At 42.4% G+C, this 18,847-nt stretch carries 14 protein-coding genes and 1 pseudogene; 1 reads left to right on the top strand and 14 read right to left on the bottom strand.

Annotation, left to right across the window (positions count from 1 at the left end; genetic code table 11):
- Positions 1-107: 107 nt before the first annotated feature.
- The 14 genes and pseudogenes from CYL18_RS18270 to cax all read right to left on the bottom strand — a co-directional run.
- Positions 108-1,511: an MFS transporter gene (locus CYL18_RS18270; RefSeq protein ID WP_104850911.1), complete on the bottom strand. Its 1,404-nt coding sequence runs from the start codon at positions 1,509-1,511 to the stop codon at positions 108-110.
- A gap of 730 nt (positions 1,512-2,241) precedes the next feature.
- On the bottom strand, positions 2,242-3,651 hold the full coding sequence (locus tag CYL18_RS18265) for an MFS transporter (RefSeq protein ID WP_104850910.1): 1,410 nt from the start codon (positions 3,649-3,651) through the stop codon (positions 2,242-2,244).
- Between the two features lie 400 nt (positions 3,652-4,051).
- The gene (locus CYL18_RS18260; protein ID WP_104850909.1) at positions 4,052-4,960 is read right to left on the bottom strand and encodes a PTS system mannose/fructose/sorbose family transporter subunit IID; all 909 of its coding nucleotides are present in this window, start codon (positions 4,958-4,960) and stop codon (positions 4,052-4,054) included.
- Between the two features lie 19 nt (positions 4,961-4,979).
- Positions 4,980-5,780 (bottom strand): PTS mannose/fructose/sorbose transporter subunit IIC, encoded by an 801-nt coding sequence (locus CYL18_RS18255; RefSeq protein WP_330847612.1) that lies wholly within the window; start codon positions 5,778-5,780, stop codon positions 4,980-4,982.
- Between the two features lie 40 nt (positions 5,781-5,820).
- A complete protein-coding gene (locus CYL18_RS18250) occupies positions 5,821-6,792 on the bottom strand; it encodes a mannose/fructose/sorbose PTS transporter subunit IIA (RefSeq protein WP_104850907.1) in 972 nt (323 codons plus the stop codon).
- A gap of 507 nt (positions 6,793-7,299) precedes the next feature.
- The gene (locus tag CYL18_RS18245; RefSeq protein WP_104850906.1) at positions 7,300-7,674 is read right to left on the bottom strand and encodes a DUF956 family protein; all 375 of its coding nucleotides are present in this window, start codon (positions 7,672-7,674) and stop codon (positions 7,300-7,302) included.
- A gap of 262 nt (positions 7,675-7,936) precedes the next feature.
- Complete coding sequence (gene rlmD, locus CYL18_RS18240) at positions 7,937-9,319, bottom strand: 23S rRNA (uracil(1939)-C(5))-methyltransferase RlmD (RefSeq protein ID WP_104850905.1); 1,383 nt, start codon at positions 9,317-9,319, stop codon at positions 7,937-7,939.
- 1 nt (position 9,320) lies between these two features.
- A complete protein-coding gene (locus CYL18_RS18235) occupies positions 9,321-10,193 on the bottom strand; it encodes a DNA-3-methyladenine glycosylase family protein (RefSeq protein WP_104850904.1) in 873 nt (290 codons plus the stop codon).
- A gap of 69 nt (positions 10,194-10,262) precedes the next feature.
- Positions 10,263-12,407 (bottom strand): DNA helicase RecQ, encoded by a 2,145-nt coding sequence (gene recQ / locus CYL18_RS18230; protein WP_104850914.1) that lies wholly within the window; start codon positions 12,405-12,407, stop codon positions 10,263-10,265.
- A 255-nt stretch (positions 12,408-12,662) separates the two neighbouring features.
- A complete protein-coding gene (locus CYL18_RS18225) occupies positions 12,663-13,703 on the bottom strand; it encodes an oxidoreductase (protein WP_104850903.1) in 1,041 nt (346 codons plus the stop codon).
- 211 nt (positions 13,704-13,914) lie between these two features.
- Entirely contained in the window at positions 13,915-14,721 is an 807-nt protein-coding gene (pdaA, locus tag CYL18_RS18220) for a delta-lactam-biosynthetic de-N-acetylase (protein ID WP_407984654.1), read from the bottom strand.
- Between the two features lie 85 nt (positions 14,722-14,806).
- Positions 14,807-15,007, bottom strand: a complete 201-nt coding sequence (locus CYL18_RS18215) for an SE1561 family protein (protein WP_104850912.1) — start codon at positions 15,005-15,007, stop codon at positions 14,807-14,809.
- Between the two features lie 105 nt (positions 15,008-15,112).
- Positions 15,113-15,934, bottom strand: coding sequence for a YfkD famly protein (locus CYL18_RS18210; protein ID WP_104850902.1), 822 nt, complete (start codon positions 15,932-15,934; stop codon positions 15,113-15,115).
- Between the two features lie 479 nt (positions 15,935-16,413).
- Positions 16,414-17,481, bottom strand: a pseudogene (cax, locus tag CYL18_RS18200) (calcium/proton exchanger); the annotation flags it as partial.
- A 102-nt stretch (positions 17,482-17,583) separates the two neighbouring features.
- Here cax and CYL18_RS18195 point away from each other — a divergent pair.
- The gene (locus CYL18_RS18195) at positions 17,584-18,789 is read left to right on the top strand and encodes an MFS transporter (RefSeq protein ID WP_104850899.1); all 1,206 of its coding nucleotides are present in this window, start codon (positions 17,584-17,586) and stop codon (positions 18,787-18,789) included.
- The last annotated feature ends 58 nt before the right edge of the window (positions 18,790-18,847 follow it).

Raw genomic sequence — 18,847 nt, 5'->3', positions numbered from 1 at the left:
CATAGCACGCTCCTTAAGGTATTAGTCTAAGTTTACAGTCCCTTATTTTATCTGTCCAACTTAGTGTAGCCTATCCACTTCTTAACTAGTTCATCTATAAGGAAATATTATTTATTTCTTCTAGCAGCTAATTCAGCATTCATTTCTTGTGTGCGTTTCTTATTTAATGGATATAAGAATACTAACACAAGAAGAATTAACGTATAAACAATAGCTGGTACTAAAGTACCTAATGTATGAATACCATTCAAAGTGCTTTCTGCTTGTTGAGCAGCTCCAGCTTGGTATCCTACAGCAGCGATAGCAGCACCACCGATACCACCAGCAACCGCTTGACCTACTTTACGAGAGAAAGAGTAGATAGAGTACACTGTTCCATCTTCACGTAAACCAGTTAATAGCTCATGATAGTCGATAACATCTGTTACGAATGCCCATACAACCGTGTTGAAGAAAGCCGTACCAAACAAACCAACTGCAGCAACAGCTACGAAGCCCATACCTGATAAATCTTTCATAAAGAACAATGCAAAATAGGCAATTGCTGCTAAAGCTAATCCAAAAGAAGAGATTTCTTTCTTACCAAACTTCTTAACAAGTGGTGCAATTAGTGGCATTACCACAAATGCTGCAACAGATGATACAACACCATACACACTTAATGCAGCTGTACTTTCAAAGTAATCTTTGAATAGATAGATGTTAACTGCACCGATAAACATTACATTTGTCATTAATAATAAAGCGGACACTAAAAGCCAAAGTAATGGTTTATTTTTCATTAAACCTTTTACTGTTGCCTTAAAGTTTGAATTATCTTTCGCTTGAGCAGGAGCTGCAATACGTTCAGTTGACATTTTGTAGCATGCCATGTAGCAGCAAATAGAAAGAACACCAAAGATACATGCAGCCATAAACATACGGTTTGCATCTAATTTGTTGTCTACCATTACAATTAGAGGAGCACCAGCATTAATAATCAAGCTTGCTAACATAGAACCAGCTGTTCTCCATGTAGATAATGAAGTACGTTCTTCTGGTTTGTCTGTAATAACAGAAGCCATTGATCCATAAGGAATATTTACTGTACTATATAAAGTTCCCCAAACAATATACGTAACGAATGCCCATGCAAGGTAGAAACCATCACCCATTCCTGGAATCGTCACGAACATTAACACACCTGTAATAACAAGCGGGAATGACATTCTGAAAATCCAAGGTTTAAATTTACCATGTTTGCTTGCTGGTCTAGTATCGATAAAACGTCCCCATGTTACGTCAGCAAATGCATCCCAAAGACGCGCGAACATGAATAATGCCCCTACTGTAGCTGCACTGATACCGAAAATATCAGTGTAGAATACCATTAGGTAAGAACTTACTAGAAAGAAGAAGAAATCGTTACCAAAGTCACCCATCAGGTAACCGATTTTATCTTTCAATCCAAAAGGTTGTGTAGTCGTACTTTTCACGTCTACAACTGCTTCCTTTTTTAATGGTTCACCCATTTTTATTGCCTCCTAAAATATTTTTTGTGATATGACTTTATTGACCTATAAAAATTTAATGTAAGCATTTTTATGTGAATCAACAAAAACAAATACATTCGATTTTGTTCTTCTATAAAATGATTAACAAAAATCAGTGACTCTCTTATTGTTCAATACTTCACATTAGACTTTAAAAAATAATAATCATTAGCATCTTACAAAATAAAGTCAATGAATACTTTTGTTCAGTTTTTCACAAAAAACGTTACGGTTTCATTTAACATACTAGTATACTAGCATATCAACCTACAGCGCGCAACCTTTTTGTGAATTAAATCACATATTAATGTTAATCATTTTCTCCACTAATAAAATACATCCAAAAAATCTACCAACTAAGTCATGATCACTATAGCAAAGAGATTAAAGGATATTTCCTTTGCTTCCTTATATTATTCACTGAGCAATAAGATAGCAACAGGTGAATAATACCAGTGCTACGTTTTCTAATTCATTGATTATTACATATCTTTATTCTTTGATTCATTAACTGTTTAATAAGCTTAAAATATATCGTTTTTTAACAAAAACATCTCCTTCTTCTCTTCCTAAACCCAACATAATGTAAATAATTACCACTTCTGTACACCATCTAAAATATAAACAATAAAAACAGTTCTCTTTAAAACTTCTATGTATAAATAAAGAAGATAACTATAGATCTAGTTATCTTCTTTGACCACAATATTTATTTCTTCCTTCTAGCAGTTAATTCTGCGACCATCTCATCTGTACGTTTTTTGTTCAATGGATACAAGAATACTAAAATCGCTAGAACAATCATATATACAATCGCCGGTACTAATGTCCCTAGCATATGGATACCATCAAGAGTACCTTGTGTTTGTACCGTGCTTGCTGCGTTGTAGCCAACTGCTGCGATGGCAAAACCGCCGATACCGCCTGCAATTGCTTGGCCAATTTTACGGGCAAATGAATAAATAGAGTATACAGTTCCATCTTCACGTAAACCTGTCAATAATTCGTGATAGTCGATAACATCCGTTACGAATGCCCATACAACTGTGTTGAAGAAAGCGACACCGAACATACCAATAGATGCAACTGCTACGAACTGCATGCCTGTTAAATCTTTCATGAAGAATAGGGCAAAGTACGTAATCGCAGATAGGACTAACCCAGCAGATGCCAATTCCTTTTTACCGAACTTTCTTACAAGCGGCTTAATTAACGGCATTGCCACGAATGCTGCGCCTGTTTGTACGACTGCAAAAATACTCAATGCAGCTGCGCTCTGGAAATAATCCTTGAACAAGTATACATTAACCGCACCCATTAGCATTGTGTTCATCATGAATAATAGGGACGCAACTAAAATCCAAAGTAATGGTTTGTTTTTCATTAAACCTTTTAATGTTGCTTTCAAATTACCTTTTTCTTGTGCCTGTACTGGAGCTGCAAGACGTTCTGTTGACATTTTGTAGCATGCAATATAGCAGCAAATAGAAAGAACACCGAAGACACAAGCAGCCATGAACATTCGATTTGCATCTAGTTGGTTATCCACCATTACAATTAGCGGAGCACCTGCGTTAATGATTAGACCAGCTAACATTGCGCCTGCTGTTCTCCAAGTAGATAATGTAGTACGTTCATCCGGCTTGTCTGTAATAACTGAAGCCATAGATCCGTAAGGAATATTTACTGTACTGTATAATGTACCCCATACAATATACGTGACAAAAGCCCAAGCTAGATAGAAACCATCGCTCATTCCTGGAATCGTTACGAACATTAATACACCTGAAATAACTAGCGGGAATGACATTCTTAAAATCCAAGGTTTAAATTTACCGTGTTTGCTAGCTGGTCTAGTATCGATGAAACGGCCCCAAGTGATATCGGCAAAAGCATCCCAAATACGAGCGAACATGAATAGTGCCCCTACAGTGGCTGCACTAATATGAAAAACGTCTGTGTAAAATACCATTAGATAAGAACTTACTAAAAGAAAGAAGAAGTCGTTTCCAAAGTCACCCATCAAGTATCCGATTTTATCTCTCAACCCAAATGGCCGATGTTTTGGCATTTTCTGTTGAACATCAATAACTGCTTCTTGTTTTAATGGCTCACCCATTTTATTTCTCCTCCATCGCTTAAATATCATTAAATGTAATGGATTAACCGCTCAAACACTTTGTTAAATATTTCACAATCTATAGCAAAAAAATATGCTCATAATTTCACATATTGTATTAAAAATTAATATTGCTCATTGTTTGCAGCCTATTCATAACGAAATGGTCATCATCTCTTTTTGCTCAACAATTCACAATATCTAGTTCGTCAAGTCCATTAACATTTACATTAGTATACTAGCATACCTTTTTAAGCGTAAGCAACCCTTTATTATTTATTGATCTCCAGGTAATATCCTCCATATAACAACAATAGCTTTTGCTGTCCATTTTATAGCGACATAAGAAAAGCACCCCCTATAATTTAGGGGGTGCTTACAGACTCAAGACTTGCCGATATTACATGATACCTAATACGTGGAATACAACACCAACTACGAATAATCCGAGAATCATCACAATTGGTGATACTTTCTTCTTAAGAAGCCACATAGAAAGAAGTGTTAGCAATAAGGCAGATAAGCCAGGAATCAAGCTATCTAAGTTATCTTGTAAAGTCGTTACTTTCACATCAGTTAAGGAAAGACCGCCCGCTTGTTGTTCAAGCGCAGTTTTGATCCCTTCTGACCCAGCAGGGAGGTTTTCCCAATCAATGTAGGCACCTTCGTCAAGCTGAACGGAAGATACGATTGGCGTAAATGTGATGGATACCCAGCGGTTAACTAATGCACCAAGGATGAACATACCAAGTATCGAGGCGCCTTTGGTGATATCTTGAAGCAATCCGCCAGATAAATCCTCTGTGATTTTGGATCCGGCTTTGTAACCAAATTCCTGTGTATAGTAAGTGAATCCCATACGGATAAGGTTCCATAAAACGAAATAAAGGATTGGCCCAAGGATATTACCAGTCATAGCAAGAGAAGCCGCTAGCGCACCAAGGATAGGTTTAACCGTAAACCAGAAAACTGGGTCACCGATACCAGCTAGAGGTCCCATCATACCGACTTTAACCCCTTGAATAGCCGCATCGTCAACCGGTGCTCCATTTGCGCGCTCTTCTTCTAGAGCCAATGTTACACCGAGGATAGGTGAAGCTACATATGGATGAGTATTAAAGAACTCCAAGTGACGTTGCAGGGCAGCAGAACGTTCTTCTTTTGTTTTATATAACTTTTTGATGGCAGGAATCATTGCATATGCCCAACCACCGTTTTGCATACGCTCATAGTTCCAAGAGCCTTGGATGAACGTTGAACGCCACCAAATAGAAATACGATCTCTTCTTGATAAAGTCAATTTTTCCATTTTCCTGTCCTCCTCCTTATCAATAATCATCAATAATGGCGCCTAATGGATCTCCCATATTGCCGTTTCCGCCATTACCTGAACCGCCTTGTTTAGAAAGAGCTAAATAGATGAGTGCAAGAGCTACACCGATAGCACCCAATCCAATAAGTGTGATTTCTGAAATAGTCGCTAATACGAAACCAATTGCAAAGAATGGCCATACTTCTTTTGTCGCCATCATGTTAATAACCATCGCATAACCTACGGCTACAACCATGCCGCCACCGATTGCCAAACCGTCTGTTAACCACATTGGCATAGATTCAAGCAATCCGCGAACCGGTCCTGCACCAATGGCAACAATCAATCCAGCTGGGATTGCAATACGCAAACCTTGCATGCAGATTGCGGCAATGTGCCAAAATTCAACTACTCGGATATTTCCTTCTTTAGCTGCAGCATCCATAAAGTGAACAAACGCTGTCGCAATTGTACGGCAAATGATTGTCAATAATAGACCTGCAACTGCAAGAGGTACAGCAATCGCAATTGCAGAAGAAATTCCTGCTTGTCCTTGTCCGCTTAAAACTAAGATGATAGCAGATGCAACTGATGCCAGCGCAGCATCCGGTGCTACAGCAGCTCCAATGTTAGCCCAACCTAAAGCGATCATTTGAAGCGTACCGCCTAAGATAAGACAAGGTACGAGTTCTCCTGTAACTAAGCCGATTAGCGTACAAGCAATGATTGGCTGATGGAAGTGGAATTCATCTAAGATTCCTTCAACACCAGCTAAAAATGCTACGAAAAGGACTAATATTATTTGAATAATAGTCAATTCCATGATGATTCATCCTCCCTTTTTCTGATCCTCATGATTATTTTTGTTTATTTAGCTCTTCCTGAGCCTTCTTGATAATTTCATCCATATTGCCTTTTGAATCATTCGGAACTTTGCGTACATCGAATTTCAAACCAAGTTCTTTTAGTTTTGCAAAAGCATCAATATCATCTTGGTTGAATGCCAGCACCTTGTTAGGTTGAACCTTACCAGGTGAGTGTGCCATAGAACCAACATTGATTGTCTCCAATGGGACGCCTCCTTGAACCGCTCTAAGTGCATCTTGAGGGTTTTCAAAAAGAAGCAATGCGCGTTGACCGCCGAAGTGTTGGTCATCTTTAGCAAGTTCAATCATTTTATGTACAGGTACAACATGTGCTTTTACACCCGGTGGTGCAGCTTGTTGGATTAATTTCTTACGAAGATCATCCTTGGATACTACATCAGATACAACGATGATACGTGTAGGCTGTGTCGTTTTGGTCCAAGCTGTCGCCACTTGTCCATGAAGCAAACGAGAATCAATACGTGCCAGCACATATTCAAATTTACCAGGAGCGCCCGCTGCATTTACCTGCTGATTAGCCGGTGCAGCCGTTTCTTTAGGTTCTAACTCTTCAGGTCTTACCTTAACTCCTTCTTTAGCAGTTCCAAGAATATGAGCAGCAATCTCTTGTGCTGAGTTCATTGAAAAACGTGAAGCAAAAGCTTCAATCAGCATTGGCAAGTTCATGCCAGCAACGATTGCCCATTTATCCTTGTGATCTTCAAACAAGCTGTTGGCTTGATTAAACGGTGTACCACCCCAAAGATCGACTAAGAATAATACTTCATCTTGGTTATCGAAAGATGCGATTGCTTCTTTCATTTTGGCTTTTACATCATCCGGTCCTTCACTAGGCATCAATGTAACAGCTTTTACATTTTCTTGTGCTCCAAAGATCATCTCTCCAGATTGCAAGATACCACTAGCAAATTCACCATGACTAGCAATGATAATCCCTACCATCTTTTTACCTCCTATTATTATTATTTCAATCAAACACAGTAAAACACGCCCCATGTTTTACAGGAGATGTTTTACGACTACCAAAAGCGTTTACATTATCGACCAGAAAACATTCATCATAAGCCGATAAAATGAAGTTGCAGATCAATAATCCCTTCCTTATCATCCAGCTATATTTTTTACTCATGTCTGGTTGCTAATAACATGTAAAAAATAATGTCGATTGTTTAGAATTATCTTTCAAAAACTTCATAGTGATTATATCATTCTGAATAATTGAGTATCAAGCATAATTTTTCTGAATGCCAATGCCTCAATCAGATCAAATTTTCTCAATATTTTAAAGGTTTTGTCGACACTTAATGCAGCATGAATGTATAAATGAAACTGCATAAACACCGTATATGAAATTTTAGGAAAACGCTATCATCATATAATTTATTCTATAATCATCATTTTATTCATAAACAAAAAGACAAGCGGTTAACTTGTCTTTTGAATGAGATATCATGACCTTTTTAACATACTTCTCATACTGCGTTTAACCACATCAAAGAAGCTTAACGATTGAACCATATGGTTCTCATCAACATATTCACGAATAGCCCGCAAAACTCTTTTGGCATCTTTAGAAGAAAACGTATAGGTTCCATTGCGCTTCGTTTTGATAGCATATCGAGGAATCCATTTTCCTTTGAACATAATAGAAGCAATCACATAATCAACTTCTTCCCACGGAATTTGAATAAATTTCCGAGCATCACGTTCATTGTAAAATTCAAACCCTTTGTCTCCTATCATAATTTTACCGTATTCAGGAAGACCCGCGTGTGAGGTTGCACCAATAACTAAGTCAACTTTTGTATTGAGTGATTGAACCATTTTACATACTCCATTTCTCTCTTTTATACCCATCATTATACGCATACTTTGGCTATAAGCCAAAATCTTTTTTTCAAATAAGAAAATAGTGGATTAAGCGATAATCATTCTGACTATAGATATAAGCCTGCTAAAAAACAGCTCGTATTCTATCCTTCTATCGTATGTTAGATGAGAGTAAAATTGAAAAAAAAGGCCCGGGTTTCTATTGGACAGCGACAGTTTTTTCTTGGAGTTGAATCGAGTGACTTATTTTCAAGCGTTATACCCGCTTCACAATTTCCACGACACATTCAACATGCGATGTCTGTGGGAACATGTCCACAGGCTGAATATATTTCGGGCGGTATGCTTTGCCCATATACTCAAGATCTTTCGCCAGTGTAGAAGGGTTGCAGCTTACATAAACAATTCGTTTTGGAGCTGTCTTTAGGATTGTATCCATCAATTTCTTATCGAGTCCGCTTCTTGGCGGGTCGACGACAACAATATCAGGACGGAAGCCTTCCTTTGTCCATTTTGGCATGATGTCTTCTGCCTTGCCGACCTCATAGCGGACATTGTCCATGCTATGGCGCTTTGCATTTTGGATGGCATCCTCAATCGATTCAGGGATGACATCCATGCCGCGGACTTCCTTGCAGCTATCAGCAAGCCAAAGTCCGATTGTTCCAACACCACAGTAGGCATCCACGACTTTTTCATAGCCTTTCAGCTTGGCCGCCTTTTTCACTTCATCATAGAGCTTGACTGTTTGGACTGGATTCAGCTGGAAGAAGGTGCGTGCTGAGAGCTCATAGCTTAAATCTCCAAGCTTCTCCTCAATCGCTTCTTCTCCCCAGAGATGAATCGTTTTCTCTCCGAAGACTAGCGGGGTATTTTCCTTATTGACGTTCTGAACGATGGAAACGACTTCCGGAAGGTGCTTGTTAATCTGTTCGATGATTTCGCGTTTCTTCGGAAGCTTTTCGGAGATCGTGATGATGACGACTTGAACCTGGTCGGAAGCAAAGCCGACGCGGGTTACGACGGTTTTGACAATGCCGCTTTTTTTCTTCGTATCATAAGCAGGGATTCCGAGCTCCTTCAGAATGCCAAGCACGGTCCGAGTAACCTTGTTCGTCGCCTCATGCTGAACCATACAGTTTTCAATATCAATCAAGTTATGGCTGTTTGCTGCATAGAGACCGGCAATCAGCTCTTGTTTGTCGTTCGTTCCGACCTGGAATTGGTTTTTGTTGCGATAATTCCATGGGTTTTCCATACCAATCGTCGGGCGGATGTCCACATTGCTCGCATTGAAGCGGCTGTGGCGCTCTAACGATTGAATGACAATATCACGCTTTTCACGCAGCTGCTGGCCATATTCGAGGTGCTGCAGCTGACACCCTCCGCATACATCATAAACAGGGCAGGGCGGCTTGACGCGGTGCGGGGACGCTTTTTTGATTTTCTTTACGAGCCCTTCCGAATACTTCGGATGGGTGTTCGTAATCTTGACTTCTACGACTTCCTCGGGCAGTGCGCCGGGCACGAAAACGACCTGTCGTTTATAGTAGCCTACTCCCTCCCCATTAATGCCGAGGCGTTTTATTGTCAGCAATATTTCTTGTCCTTCACGGATGTTTGCTGCTTGTTGCTTCATCTTAATTCCTCCGTTTTTCGATGCTTCTCCATAAGTAAAGCGAGGCGTAGCTCAAATAGGGATGCCACGTTTCGCTGAATTGATTCATTTCATCCATTGTCGGCTTTTTCTCGAGATTGTATAGCAGCTTTATAGCATTTTGGATGCCGATATCGGCTTTTGGGAATAGGTTAGGACGGCCGAGACCAAAGAGCAGGAAGTTCTCTGCTGTCCAGCGCCCGATCCCGCGAATCTTAATAAGCTCATCTATAATGGCTTCATCGCTCCACTCACGCATCCCTTCAAGGTCCAGTTCACCACTTGCCACCTTCTCGGATAAGCCAATCACATATTCTGCCTTGCGGGAGCTGAATTTAAGAGTGCGCAGTTCCTCGACTGTCAATCCGGCCGCTCGCTCAGGTGCCGGATAAAACCAGACACCCTCCTTTTCAAATCCGTACGTATGCACGAAATCCATCGTCAGCTTTTGGGCAAAAGCCATGTTCAATTGCTGATGGATAATGTTTTTCACAAGGCAGCCATATAAGTCAAACTCCAGGATCAACGGTGTCCCGCGATGCACTTCGAATATATCCTTCAGCTCGCTTTCGCCAAAGTGGGCATGGATATGTGACAAAGGAAGATTCCACTGGAAGATGTCCGCAAGCCTATTCATTGCTCGCTCCTGCTCCGCTTCCCCGCTGATAACGAATGTCGGTGCATCAACGGTGCCAACCCCCTGTACCCTGTACACGTATGGCTTCCCGTCTATTAGCAAGGGGACCTTAATCAATCGATTGATTGGATCAATTTCATGCAGCGGGTCGAGGCTAATCCGCTCTAAGACTAGATCAAAATTATACGGTCCTTCAATCTGAATGCTTTCCTTCCACATATCCATCTCCCCCTTATACATGAATAGTCCCGTTATTATAACAGGTTTTCCTGCCCAATGCGTACATGTTCAGCTTATGCCTTCGCGCGTTTCGATTTGTCGCTTTTTCAGGACCGCCTTAATGGCTGTGTAGCTTATTTTATCGGGAAGAGCCTCCTTGATTGGCTTCAACAATTCACTGCCTGTCTCATTGAGGACCGCGAGTATTTGTTCCTCTTCATCTGCCGTGAAAAAGTAAGACCAGTCCAGCTCCATCCCTTCATCGAGACATCGGAATAAATGGGACTCAATCGTCTGTATGGAAAGGTCTCGCTTTTCGGCCATTTCCTTGAGGCTCAATCCGATTTTATACAATTCATACGTATCCAAATGGGAGTTCTTCACAGCTGCCTTCGCCTTCTTCGCTGGCTTTTCTGCCTCAGTAATCGTCTTTGCCTCATATTCATTCTCAGCAAGAAAAACGCCAATCGCCTGGATAAAGCGATTCCCATATTTCTCTGCCTTCTGCCTGCCGACACCCTTCACATCGAGGAATTCGTCACTCGTTGCCGGCTGCTTGGCACACATATCACGCAATGCTTGGTCTGAGAATATCAAGTATGGCGGTACCTTCTCTTCCCCAGCAATTTCTTTCCTGAGAGAACGCAGCTCCTCGAATAGCGGGTCATCAAGCGCAACGCTCGAGATGCGAACCGCCTCCTTCCTCATGACGCTCTTCTTGCCGAGGAGGACCTCCTTCCCCGACTGAGTTACATAAAGTAGAGGGAACTGCCCGCCTGTGATGCCGATATATTGCTCTGATGTAAGGAAGTCAATCAAGTCTCCTACATCCTTCGCTGACTGCTGTTTCAGGAGCCCATAGGTTGGAAGCCGGTCGAAGTTCTGCTCAAGCACCTTCTTATTCGCAGAACCGGTCAACACCTGCGCTACCATCATCTTGCCGAAGCGCTCTCCCATCCGAATGATGCAAGAGAGTACCATCTGCGCTTCCTTCGTCACATCTACTGAACTCCGCTCATCAAGGCAATTGGAGCATCTGCCGCAGTCATCCGCCTCTCCCTCACCAAAATAATGAAGAATAAAAGCCTGGAGACAGCCCTGCGTATGGCAATAGTCACGCATTTGGTACAGCTTTTTCAGCTCAGCTTCTTTATGTCCCTCATCTCCTTGGGACTGATCAATCAAGAACCTTTGCACCTGCACATCCTGCTCTGAATGCAAGAGAAGGCAATCACTTGGGAGCCCATCACGGCCGGCACGGCCAGCCTCCTGATAATAGCCCTCCATATTCTTCGGCATTTGAGCATGAATCACATAGCGGACATCAGATTTATCGATTCCCATGCCAAAGGCATTTGTTGCAATCATGACCGTTATTTCATCACGCAAGAAACGGTCCTGCTCAAGCTCCCTTTCTTCTGCCGACAGCCCAGCATGATAACGGCCTGCGGCTATTCCTTTTTGACGGAGCCGCTCATACAGATGGTCGACTGTCTTACGAGTCGCGCAATAAATAATGCCCGAGACCGATTGATTCTTCTTCACGTACGCATCAATGAACTTCTGCTTATTCTGCCCCTTGATGACCTGGAAGCTTAAGTTGCTGCGTTCAAATCCGGTAAGAACGGTATTCTCTTCAGCTATGTCGAGCGCCCTCCGGATATCCTCCTGTACACGCGGCGTGGCTGTCGCTGTCAGCGCCAGTACGACTGGACTTGAATCCAGCTGGCCCGCGAGCGATTGAATACGCAAATAGCTTGGGCGGAAGTCATGGCCCCATTGTGAAATACAGTGCGCTTCATCAACCGCAATCAGGTCAACCGGCAATCGGCGAATTTCTTCCATGAACGCATGGCTCTCAAGCCGCTCCGGTGCAAGATAAAGGAGCTTATAGGCACCATATTGAACATCCGACAGCCGGTCATTCACTTCCTGTGAGCTTAGGGAACTATTGATAAATGTGGCGGGGATGCCAACCTGGTCGAGTGCATCGACCTGGTCCTTCATAAGAGAGATTAAGGGAGAGATGACGAGGGTAACACCCGGAATGAGCAAGGCCGGTATTTGATAGCATATCGATTTCCCGCCGCCTGTCGGCATGATGCCAAGCGTATCGGTTCCATTCAAGACCTGTTCAATGATCTTCCTTTGACCGTCCCGGAATTGTTCATAGCCAAAATGCTTCTTTAACAGAGAACTAGCTTCTCCAAGCATGTCCATTTTTCTCCTCCATTCACTATTAGATGTATCTTTTTATTATAGCCTAATTCAATCAATCTGCACTAGCACAGCAAACAAAAGACAGCACTCTATTCATTATTTGTCAGTAAATACTCTTCATTCTGGCCCCTTTATCGGTTTATCATTTTCATGCTGACAATTTGAACATTTCAGCTGTACCTCCCCCGTAATAGAGCATTCCTCTAAAAAAGCTAAAAGCTGCAGAATCACATCTGCAGCCTAATTTTCTTATACTCTATTAATCACTATCTTCTTCTCATTCGCACTCTCAATGCCTGCTTCAATGAGACGAATAACAGCCAAACCTTCTTCGCCAGTCACAGGAACGGTACCTCCATCACGGATGGCAGCCGCTACTTGCCTAAAGTAGTCAGCATAATTGCCTTTTGCAACCTCGATTTCCTCCCTTGTTCCATCTGGCTTCACAAATATACTTACACGGTTTTCATCCCGTTTTCCGTATTCCTCATCATTCGGCATGATGCCCGCTTGCAGCTGTGCCTCTTGCGGGTCATGCCCGCAAATGATATAGGACCCTTCGGAAGCATGGATGGAGAAGCGCGGTGTTTGAGCAGAAACTAAAGTCCCGCCGCGAATAAGTATGCTTCCTTTTTCATATTCAAGGACGACATGAAAATAGTCGGTTGCCTTTGCTCCTTCGCGCTGTTTTTGCATATTTCCGTAGATCGCATATGGTTCTCCCCAAAGACATAAGGCTTGGTCAAGCATATGCGGAGCAAGGTCATAGAATACTCCGCCCCCAGCGATATCCGCTTCCTTCCAGCGGTCGCGAACCTCTTTAGGGTAGCGGTCCCAGTTCATTTCAATCGTATGTACAGTGCCTAGTTTTCCTGAGTCAATCAGACTCTTAACGGTCAAATAATCACCATCCCAGCGACGATTTTGGTAAACGCTCAAGACAGTATTATGCTCTTTTGCAAGTGCGATTAATTCTTCACCTTCCTCAACCGTCACAACGAATGGTTTCTCCACGATTAAATGTTTACCGGCCATAATCGCTGCTTTTGCCAGAGCATAGTGAGTTGGTGTCGGCGTGGAGATGATGACCAATTCAATTTCAGGCAATTCCCCAAGCGCCTTCTCAAGCGAATCGAAAACCGGAACATCTCCTGCCTGAGAGCGAATTTTCTCAGGCTCGCGCACGACGATAGCGGATAATTCAAACTCCTCCATGTCTTGGATAAACGGTGCATGGAACTTGGAACCCGATAGCCCAAATCCAATGATAGCTGTTTTGATTGGTTTCATCTGTTTGATTCTCCTATCCTTCTTATTTATGAATAATCCATCCCTAAAAATTCCCGCTAGTTCATCAATTAGATTGATTATTCATTAACCTTTTCTACTTAAAATTATATTTTAAAATACCTTTTTCTGCATCGATAATGTAAAAAATACAGGTAAACCCTTATAAAGGAGTTACCTGTATTTTTGCTGGTATAACTATATTGGCAGCTAACTAACTTTTTAAGTCAGACGGTTCCTTTTTCTTCTGACCGCTGATTGGCAGCTCATCAAGACTCTTAAATGTATAGCCCCGCTTCTTCAAGTCAGTGATTGCCTTCCCAAGCGCCTCTGCATTATCCTTCGATACGGAATGCAGCAAAATGATTGCTCCCGGATGCACCTGCGCCATAATATTATCATAAGAATATTTCCATCCTTTTTGGCGGTTTACGTCCCAATCAAGGAATGCAACAGACCAAAGGATATGTTTATACCCTAGGTCATTACTCAATTGAAGTGTTCTTTCACTGAAGATTCCGCGTGGCGGGCGCATGTACTTCATTTCTTTTTGGCCGGTCAGCTCTGCCGTCTTTAATTTGACCGTATCAAGTTCTTCCTTTAACTTCTCATCCGATACTTGGGTAAAGTCAGGATGATTCCAGGAATGGTTCCCAATAATATGTCCCTCTTTTACCATCCGCTTCACGAGCGGTTCTGCAGTTTTTAAGTAATGTCCCGTCACAAAGAAAGCAGCGGGAACCTTGTGTTCCTTAAGTGTGTCCAAGACTTTTTCCGTATACCCATTCTCATAGCCGTTATCAAAGGTGAGATAAATATCCTTCTTAGACGTATCAGCTTTATAAATGGCCCCATACTTCTCAACAATAGCATTGTACTTAGGACCAGCATCCGCCGGCTCTTCATTCTTGCTTTTGTTAAAGCCCCAATCATACCGAACATTTGAGACGGCATGCACCGTGCCAAGGCATAACCCAAATGTCATCAAGAACGCAAAACAAGTGATGATCGACTTTTTCACCTATGTCCCTCCTATTCGCAAAAATTTAGTCGGTTTATTTTTCGCTTAAGGACAGGATTTATACTATAAAAAAAGCCTAAAGCACTTAGGCTTCAGGCTCTGCATCCGGACGATTCTTAAAGCTTTGGAATTTCTCCTCAATGGAGTCGACCATTTCAATCAAGCGATCAATATCTTCCACATCTGTTGTCTCCGGTTCCATTTGGTTCAGTACCTCAATAAATAATTCAAGGCGGTCTCTCAAGTATCTTACTTGGTCTTCTTTATTATAAATCGGTGTTGTCACGCGTAATCCGACTCCTTTCAATAAATCCTATCCTAAACGATAATGCTCCCAACTGCAACAGAAAAACAGGCTTCAACCATCTGTTAATGGTTGAAGCCCACACTTTCAGCTCGGACGAACAGCGGCATTGAATTCAAATGAAGCATGATCCTGAATCGGAATCCAGGCACCGATCCCTTGTGAGGTCACATTCTTCACGATGATTTCACGCTTGCTCCCCTTTAAGACGAGATAGACCTCTCCATATGTCACCTTCCCCTTCTCGTTAATGGCAGGCGCATAGGTGTATAAATAGCCAAGTCGTTTGGGCGGGATATTATATACGCGATCCTTCTTCGTACCTGCTCCCACTACCGTTTCAAATGCAAGCGGCAGCTTGGAATTGGCTGAAGCGCTCATGAGCATCATCTTTTGCACATCTCCGCTAGATGGAATCTTCGCAGTCAAGCCGCCTTTAACCACCTTCTGCGTTTCTTGAACATAGTGAATTTGAAAATTCCCATTGCCCCCCCGATTATCATAGAAATTCGTATTGATTTTCTGGTATTCCCAGTTTGGCGATGTCTCCATGGATTCATAATTAAGCGCCCATTTCCCTAGATAAACCGTTGCTCTATACCAAAAAGCGACAGGGTTTGTTCCAATATTCGTTTCATTCAGCATATGGATCAGTTCAGGGTTTTCAATTTTGACATTACTGGAATTTAGCAGCTGCTTCGAAAGATCGCTAGGCTCTAAAGTTGGAATGTCCTGACTCACATTCGGATACGTATTCTCTTTATTGATAGACAAAACAGAGTCTGGGATCTTATATTTTGCCTGAACATCTTTGGATTCGGGCTGCTTTACGGGAGGAGCCGCGAAATTTTCCGATGGAACGAGAAAAAGCATCAATGCGGACAATAAAATAAACGCACTCTTTTTCATGCATGGAACTCCTTTCATAATCAACAAAAGGCTTCATTGACAAAGCCTGCCTAGAAGAATTTGTGCCCTTATTTTCTGTCAACAATAACAGTTCTATACAGGATTAATATTTTTCCATATACGCAGCTTAAAGATGAAATGATTTGTAATGATATTGTAAAATTCAGAATATTTACAATAATAAGTGCGCATGCTATAATGGTCTTAACTAACAGCAAAGGAGGCGAAATCACTAACCAGCAAAAACCACTGGGAGGAATGCTTATCGAAACAATCCTCACGAAGCAAAAGCAAGTTATCGATTTCGTCAGTTTGCAACAAAGCCGCGGACCACTAACCCTGAAAAGGCGGTGAGCTATAGCCAGATACTCGGTATACACGATTATCATTTTATAGCAAAGGCTTTTCTTATGAATGTATGAAGCACATAAAGGGCTCTGAACACGCATATATGCGCCTCGGAGCCCTTTTTACGTTCTTTATATCAAATAAAATCCTAGCCCCATCAGCACGTAAGCAGCAAGCAGCGTCAACCCTTCAAACCAATTTGATTCCCCATCATTCGTGATGACGATCATCAAGAGAACCGACAAGGCCATCGCCACTAGTTCAGGGAGCGTAAAGACAAGCGGCATTTGCTTTTCAAATAAGAAGGAAACAAGCACAAGCACTGGTGCAACGAACATTGCGACCTGAAGCGTCGAACCAACGGCTATTTCTACGGATACATCCAATTTATTTTTAACCGCAAAGATAATCGCAGACGCATGCTCAGCGGCATTTCCGACAATCGCGACGATAATAACCCCGATGAACAGCTCTGTCCAACCGAGCTGCTCTCCGACGGTCTCAAACGTATGGACCAAATTCTCAGATACATAAGCGACCGCAAATGTAGATAACGCCAAAACAATGATTGCTTGCCACTTCCCCCATTCTGGTACCTCCTCCTCTTCTCCAAAAGCTTGCCCGTCATCTTGCCGGCTATATACCCCGCGGTGCGTAACGAGCTTAAAGAAGAGCGCGGCAATGTAGAGAAGAATCAGTATAATTGAAATCCCTGCACTTAGCACCATTTGTTTATCCGCTTCAATCTCTCCGGCAAACACCTCTGGAATAATAAATGCGATCAAAACGCCAAATGTCATCAAGCCTGCATTATGGCGAGCATCAAAGACATTGAATTTCTGCCTTTTATATTTCAAACCGCCAACAAAAAAGGAAGCACCGGTCACAAGAAGCAAATTGCCTATGACGCTGCCTGTTAATGAGGCAAGCACAATACCGATGAGCCCTGCTTTCAGTGAAAAGATGGAGATGATCAGCTCAACTGCATTACCAAACGTCGCATTCAGCAAACCGCCAATCCGCGGTCCAGTTATAATGGCCAAACTCTCAGTCGCCCTCCCCATGAAACTTGCAAGTGCGATAATGGTCAAACAGTAAATGGCAAACATGAGCAAGCTTGGCCAACCTAATAGTGAACCCGCTATTGACAGCGGCAATCCGATGATGATTAAAATGAGAAAGATTTTATGTCCCATGACAGTCTCCTTAGAAAAAAATTTTGATAATTGCCAATGTTCCTATTGCTAAAATTGAGAAAGAATCTTAACATTTATTTCAGACTGAAATTAGGAGCAAACTAAATGGATACACGCTATGAAAAAATACGTTTTTGGTCGCTCATTATCCTTGTTGGAGTTTCTGGCTTTTCACAAGGGATGCTGCTTCCGCTCATTTCCATTATTTTCGAGCAAGATGGGGTCAGTTCTTCCATGAACGGGCTAAATGCAACTGGGTTATATCTTGGAATATTATTAATTTCCCCGTTCATGGAAATCCCATTACGGAAATTTGGCTATAAACCACTTATTATGTTTGGCGGTTTAACGGTTGTGTGCGCCTTTCTCTTGTTCCCGTTCCTGGATTCATTTTGGTTTTGGTTCATCCTGCGCATGATAATCGGAATCGGCGACCATACCTTGCACTTCACTACCCAAACATGGATAACAGCATTCACACCAATGCAAAGAAGAGGAAGAAACCTGGCAGTCTACGGGCTTTCCTTCAGCCTTGGCTTTGCAGCAGGTCCGCTCTTAGCCAATTTGCTTGAGATCAATCGCTCTCTTCCATTCATGGTAGCATCATCCATAAGCCTTCTGGCATGGCTGACGGTCTTCCTCCTTAAGAATGAACATCCCGAAGAGGATACGGAGGGCGCAAGCTTTCTTGGCACGCTCCGCCGCTTTAAAAGAGTTGCGAAGTATGCATGGGTTGCATTCCTGCCGCCATTTGGCTACGGGTTCCTTGAGGCGTCATTAAATGGAAATTTCCCTGTTTACGCTCTAAGGATGGATTTAGATGTCCAGCAGGTTTCTTTGATCTTGCCGGCCTTTGCAATAGGCAGTCTTGTCTCCCAAATTCCGCTCGGTATTTTGAGTGATACAATAGGGCGCAAGCGTGTCCTCCTGCTAGTTCTTACGGGGGGCTCAGCCACCTTTCTCGCCGCCGGTTACATTGAACAATCGGCAGTCGGGCTTTTTGCCGCCATCTTCATCGCTGGTATGTTTGTCGGTTCGACCTTCTCACTCGGCATGAGCTATATGACAGACCTTTTGCCTGCACAGCTTTTGCCGGCGGGCAACATCATTTTTGGCGTTGTTTTCAGTATCGGAAGTATTTCCGGCCCATTTTTCGGCGGACTCGCCATCCAATACATGCCTAACGGAAACTTCCTGCTGATTCTTGGTCTGATGCTGGCTCTCGTAATCATTGCCGTCAGTTTGTTCCAGCCAAAAAATGAAACCGAAAAAAAAGGTATGCAATCCTCCCTTGAACTGCACCCCGAATAGTGGACACTTTAAAAAAAGTGGACCCTATTCGGGGTTTTCCTATTCTCTTTCAGGAAAA

The sequence above is a fragment of the Pradoshia eiseniae genome, from assembly GCF_002946355.1.
GTDB classification, from domain to species: domain Bacteria; phylum Bacillota; class Bacilli; order Bacillales; family Pradoshiaceae; genus Pradoshia; species Pradoshia eiseniae.
Note: the sequence above shows the minus strand (reverse complement) of the source record. Positions and strands in the feature narration are given on the sequence as shown.

Coding starts and splice junctions, on each gene's coding strand:
- CYL18_RS18270 (WP_104850911.1), bottom strand. CDS start 1,511: ATGGGTGAACCATTAAAAAAGGAAGCAGTTGTAGACGTGAAAAGTACG.
- CYL18_RS18265 (WP_104850910.1), bottom strand. CDS start 3,651: ATGGGTGAGCCATTAAAACAAGAAGCAGTTATTGATGTTCAACAGAAA.
- CYL18_RS18260 (WP_104850909.1), bottom strand. CDS start 4,960: ATGGAAAAATTGACTTTATCAAGAAGAGATCGTATTTCTATTTGGTGG.
- CYL18_RS18250 (WP_104850907.1), bottom strand. CDS start 6,792: ATGGTAGGGATTATCATTGCTAGTCATGGTGAATTTGCTAGTGGTATC.
- CYL18_RS18245 (WP_104850906.1), bottom strand. CDS start 7,674: ATGGTTCAATCACTCAATACAAAAGTTGACTTAGTTATTGGTGCAACC.
- rlmD (WP_104850905.1), bottom strand. CDS start 9,319: ATGAAGCAACAAGCAGCAAACATCCGTGAAGGACAAGAAATATTGCTG.
- CYL18_RS18235 (WP_104850904.1), bottom strand. CDS start 10,193: ATGTGGAAGGAAAGCATTCAGATTGAAGGACCGTATAATTTTGATCTA.
- recQ (WP_104850914.1), bottom strand. CDS start 12,407: ATGCTTGGAGAAGCTAGTTCTCTGTTAAAGAAGCATTTTGGCTATGAA.
- CYL18_RS18225 (WP_104850903.1), bottom strand. CDS start 13,703: ATGAAACCAATCAAAACAGCTATCATTGGATTTGGGCTATCGGGTTCC.
- CYL18_RS18210 (WP_104850902.1), bottom strand. CDS start 15,934: ATGAAAAAGAGTGCGTTTATTTTATTGTCCGCATTGATGCTTTTTCTC.
- CYL18_RS18195 (WP_104850899.1), top strand. CDS start 17,584: ATGGATACACGCTATGAAAAAATACGTTTTTGGTCGCTCATTATCCTT.